General features: G+C 68.8%; 3 protein-coding genes and 2 pseudogenes. All 5 read left to right on the forward strand.

Features of this window, described 5'->3' with window-relative positions; genetic code table 11:
• Positions 1–105 (forward strand): annotated as a pseudogene (locus PV679_RS35785) (ATP-binding protein); the annotation flags it as partial.
• 337 nt (positions 106–442) lie between these two features.
• The gene (locus tag PV679_RS35790; protein ID WP_319685464.1) at positions 443–3,664 is read left to right on the forward strand and encodes a nitrate- and nitrite sensing domain-containing protein; all 3,222 of its coding nucleotides are present in this window, start codon (positions 443–445) and stop codon (positions 3,662–3,664) included.
• A gap of 10 nt (positions 3,665–3,674) precedes the next feature.
• Entirely contained in the window at positions 3,675–4,088 is a 414-nt protein-coding gene (locus PV679_RS35795) for a roadblock/LC7 domain-containing protein (RefSeq protein WP_026057603.1), read from the forward strand.
• Between the two features lie 92 nt (positions 4,089–4,180).
• A complete protein-coding gene (locus PV679_RS35800) occupies positions 4,181–4,795 on the forward strand; it encodes a DUF742 domain-containing protein (RefSeq protein ID WP_319685465.1) in 615 nt (204 codons plus the stop codon).
• Positions 4,776–4,849, forward strand: a pseudogene (locus PV679_RS35805) (ATP-binding protein); the annotation flags it as partial. The gene PV679_RS35800 and the pseudogene PV679_RS35805, both read left to right, overlap by 20 nt.

Genomic DNA, 4,849 nt, shown 5'->3' on the forward strand with positions numbered 1-4,849 from the left:
GGCCCCGACACCCCCATCATCACCACCGACGCCCGCCACCGCGCCGACGCCAAAAGCGGACTCATCACCCTCGTCGAACACGCACTCATGGCCCGCCTCAAGTAGACGGCCCGATACGGCAGTTGTCGTACACTTCCGCGGAGGTGGGCTGTGTCTTTCGACACGGCCCGCCTCCGCGTTCATAACATTTCGACAGAGGTTTCACCGGCTCCGGACACCCGACGCACTCGGCTGGTACCGCTGCGCTCATATCGCGCCCGCCTTTTGCCGTGACTCGCTCTTTATGCCCGTTTTACTGGAGGCTTGGATCACTCGGAATGGCTGATTCCTGCTGTTTGGAATGCGGCCGTTCCCCGTGCTGGAATTCGACAACTCCCGAGTAGTACGGCCCGAACGAAAAACGGCACAACGTAGGTGCCGACGCCGAGAGGTTGTTGGTCGAGTGAGGCGAAGCAAGACGAGCTCCGCGGAGCAACAGGCGCGGGGCAACTTCACGCCGCCGCCGCGCGCAGCGGTGCCGCCCGCGGCCACGACCGGTACGCCGTCCGCGGCCGGCAGCCCCAGTCGGCTCTCGCCGCGCAACTGGCGGGTACGCACCCGGCTGAACGCCATCCTCCTCATTCCCGTACTGGTCGGCCTCGTGATGGGCGGCTTCCAGGTCAAGGCGTCCGTCGACACCTGGCAGGAGGCGCAGGACGCCGAGGCCACGGCGCTCGTCGTACGCGCCGCCTCGGAGTACGGCCAGGCGCTGCTCAACGAGCGGGACCTCACCGCTCAGCCGCTGCTGACGAACAAGCGCGACGCGCCGGCCGTCAGCCAGGCCCGCGCGGCCACGGACGCCGCGAAGCAGAAATTCGACGTCGCGGTCCGCGCGATGCCGGCGACGCAGGGCCTCCAGCGCCGCCTCAGCCTGTTCCGGGCCGAAGAGCCCAAGCTGGAAGGGCTCAGAAAGACCGCTTACACGGCCGGGATCGAGACTCCGGACAAGACCAGCGGCAACGGCGGTCCCGTGGCGACCGAAGAGGGCTATGTGCTGGTCCAGCACTCGCTCATGGAGTTCGCCAACGAACTGGGTCTCGGCACCGGCAACATCACCAGCTACGGCCGTACCGTCTACGCGCTCCAGCTCGCCAAGGCCGCCGAGTCGCTCCAGCGCGCCATCGGAATGCATCTGCTGGTCAGGCCGAGCCAGAAGGACGATGTCAGAACCGGCCAGACGATGGCCTTCTCCTCGTACGCGTATCTGGAGGACATCGCCCTCGGCGAGTATGTCTCCGGCGGTACCGAGGCGGACACCGTCAAGCTCCAGGACGTCATGCGGAAGCAGACGACCGAGGGAGCCAAGAAGCTCGCCGCCGCCAAGCAGCAGGCCGCCGCGGCCGGCCAGGACTTCAAGACCCCGCCGAGCCAGGAGGGCTCCGTCCTCGACGGCATGGTCGCCGCGATCGCCACCGGCGCCAGCCCCGAGCAGCTCGCGGGCCGCGGTGTCACGCCCGAGGTGTGGATGGCCGCCTCCACCGCCAAGTTCGACGGCTACACGGAGATCGAGAAGGATCTCGTCGACAAGGCCGTGGCCGACGCCGCGCAGATCTCGGAGAACGCCAGGAACGACGCGATCACCAACGGCGCCATCGTGGTGATCGCTCTGCTGGCCGCCTTCATCCTGGCCGGAATGATGGCCCGGCAGATGAGCCGCTCGATGCGGTCGCTGCGTACGGCCGCGTTCGGTATCGCGGAGCAGCGGCTGCCGATGCTGGTCGACCAGCTCTCCCGGGCCGAACCCGGCCGCGTCGACACCCGCGTCCAGCCGATCCCGATCGATTCGCGTGACGAGATCGGCGAAGTCGCCCGCGCCTTCGACCAGGTCCACCGCGAGGCGGTCAGGCTCGCCGCCGAGCAGGCCATGCTCCGCGGAAACGTCAATGCGATCTTCACGAACCTGTCGCGCCGCAACCAGTCGCTGATCGAGGGCCAGCTCACCCTCATCACGGACCTGGAGAACAACGAGGCCGACCCGGATCAGCTTTCCTCTCTCTTCCGGCTGGACCACCTCGCGACCCGTATGCGCCGTAACGGCGAGAACCTCCTGGTCCTCGCCGGCGAGGAGCCGGGCCGCCGCTGGAACCAGCCGGTACCGCTGGTCGATGTGCTCCGGGCCGCCTCCTCCGAGGTGGAGTCGTACGAACGCATCGAGCTGAGCGGCGTCCCCGAGACGGACATCCACGGCCAGTCCGTGACCGACCTGGTGCATCTGCTCGCCGAGCTGCTGGAGAACGCCACCACGTTCTCCTCGCCGCAGACGAAGGTCCGGGTCACCGCGACCCGGCTGCCGGACGGCCGGGTGATGATCGAGATCCACGACAAGGGCATCGGCCTCACCGCCGAGGACTTCGCGGACATCAACCACAAGCTGGCCAATCCGCCGACCGTGGACGCCGCGGTCTCCCAGCGCATGGGCCTCTTCGTGGTCGGCCGCCTCGCCGACCGGCACGGCATCCGCGTCCAGTTGCGGCCTTCCGGCGAGCAGGCCGGTACGACCTCGCTGGTCATGCTGCCCGACGCGATCACGCACGGCGGAGGAGGCGGCGAGCCCGCCGAGGCCAACGACTTCACGGTCTCTCAGATCATCCCGGACCAGCAACTGCCGCCGGAGGAGCAGGTCTTCCCGACCACTCCGATGCTGACCGCCGCGGAACTGGGCTTCGACGACTCCCGCTACGAGGAGCCGCGGCCGGACGACGCGCGCCGCCTCGATCCGGTCAACCGCACGCTGCGACGCGAGGAGCGGCGGGCCGCGCTGGAGACGCCGTCCGGCGGCGGACAGCCGCCCTTCGGCGGACAGCCGGACAGTGGCTACCGCGAGGAGACCGACGGCCAGTACGCGCCGCGGGAGGCGTCGTACGACCCCGGCTACGCACCGCGCCGGGAAACCGGGACCGAGTACCGGGCGACCGGCTACGACGAGTACCGGGCACCCGAGACGTACCAGTCGGCCAACGGCTATCAGGAGTCTCAGGAGACCCCGTATGCGGAGGCCGCGCAGCAGGCACCGCAGAACACCGGCGGACAGTACGAGAACGGCTTCGATCCCCATGCCCATCAGGGCGAGTGGGCCGAACAGAGTGCTTATCAGGGCGCGTACGAACTTGAGCGGGGAGCGGAACCGGAATCCGGCCACAGCGCTCCCGAGATCGTTCCCGAGCGCGTAGGCTTCGACCGTCCGGGTCCCTCCGCGAGCACCAGCCACGCGCTGACCGACGCGGGACTGCCGCGCCGTGGCAGCGGCCAGCAGCAGTGGGGGCCCACGGGCCAGGACGACGGACAGGCCGGACAGACCCCGCTGAACGGACAGAACGGGGCGGACGGTTCCCAGGACTGGCGGTCGACGAACGACGATCGCCAGCAGCGGGCCGAGAAGCTCCGTGAGCCCAAGGCGGGCGGGATCACCTCGTCCGGTCTCCCCCGTCGGGTGCCGAAGGCCAACCTCGTCGAGGGATCGGCGGAAGAAACCCCGCAGGGCGGCCCCCAGGTCTCCCGGGCCCCGGAGGATGTGCGCGGCAGGTTGAGCAACCTGCGGCGCGGCGTCCAGCGGGGACGCGACGCGGGAGCGGACACGAACGGACCGGGCCACGGCCCGGGCAGTACCTACCACCAGGAGCGTTAGTGTGAGCCCGATGAGCCAGGCGGCGCAGAATCTGAACTGGTTGATCACCAACTTTGTGGACAACACCCCTGGGGTGTCCCACACCGTGGTGGTCTCCGCCGACGGACTCCTGCTGGCCATGTCCGAAGGTTTCCCGCGTGACCGAGCCGATCAGCTCGCGGCCGTGGCGTCCGGTCTCACCTCGCTGACCGCGGGTGCGTCCCGGATCTTCGAAGGCGGCGCCGTGAACCAGACAGTCGTCGAGATGGAGCGTGGTTTCCTCTTCATCATGTCCATCTCCGACGGCTCCTCGCTGGCCGTACTCGCCCATCCCGAGGCCGACATCGGCCTGGTGGGATACGAGATGGCGCTTCTGGTCGACCGCGCCGGTACGGTCCTCACTCCGGACCTGCGCGCCGAGCTCCAGGGAAGTCTGCTCAACTGACAGACAGTGCGCTGAGCGCCACCGCACCATAGGGTGCGGTGGCGCGACCCCACAGGGACATGGACCGGCGAGCGGCAGTCGGAGGAGGAAACGTGGCTACACCCCCAGGCGGGCATCCTTATGACGGTGCCCAGCAGTTCCCTGGTGAACACGCCCGGAACCGCTTCAACTTTCCCTCCACGCCGAGCAGACGGAACAACCAGAACAACCAGAACAACGAGGGCGGCCGGGACTTCCAGGACGGCCCGCCCGGACCGCGGCGGCCACAACCGCCGCAGCGGCAGCCGTACGACGAGCCGCGGGGACCGCGCATCCAGCCGGTGCAGCCCCGGCGCGCACCGGCAGCCGCTCCACCCATGGGCACACACAATCCGTTGGTGCGCCCGTACGCCATGACCGGCGGCCGGACCCGGCCGCGTTACCAGCTCGCCATCGAGGCACTGGTCAGTACGACGGCGGACCCGTCCCAGTTGCAAGGGCAGTTGCCCGAGCACCAGCGGATCTGCCGGCTGTGTTTTGAGATCAAATCGGTCGCCGAGATTTCGGCGCTCCTTTCCATCCCCCTCGGCGTTGTCCGGATCCTCGTAGCCGACCTGGCGGAGGCCGGACTTGTCGCCATCCATCAGCCCGGCGGCGACGAGGCCGCCGGGGGCCAGCCAGACGTGACACTGCTCGAAAGGGTGCTCAGTGGACTTCGCAAGCTCTAGCGGCGGTGCGGCCCGCTCAACCACCAGCGCGAAGATCGTGGTGGCGGGCGGCTT

Origin of the sequence: Streptomyces sp. AK02-01A (assembly GCF_033795305.1) — a bacterium.
GTDB lineage: Bacteria > Actinomycetota > Actinomycetes > Streptomycetales > Streptomycetaceae > Streptomyces.

Bases quoted from the DNA above. Each gene is read 5' to 3' on its own strand.
- PV679_RS35795 (WP_026057603.1), top strand. From the start codon at position 3,675: ATGAGCCAGGCGGCGCAGAATCTGAACTGGTTGATCACCAACTTTGTG.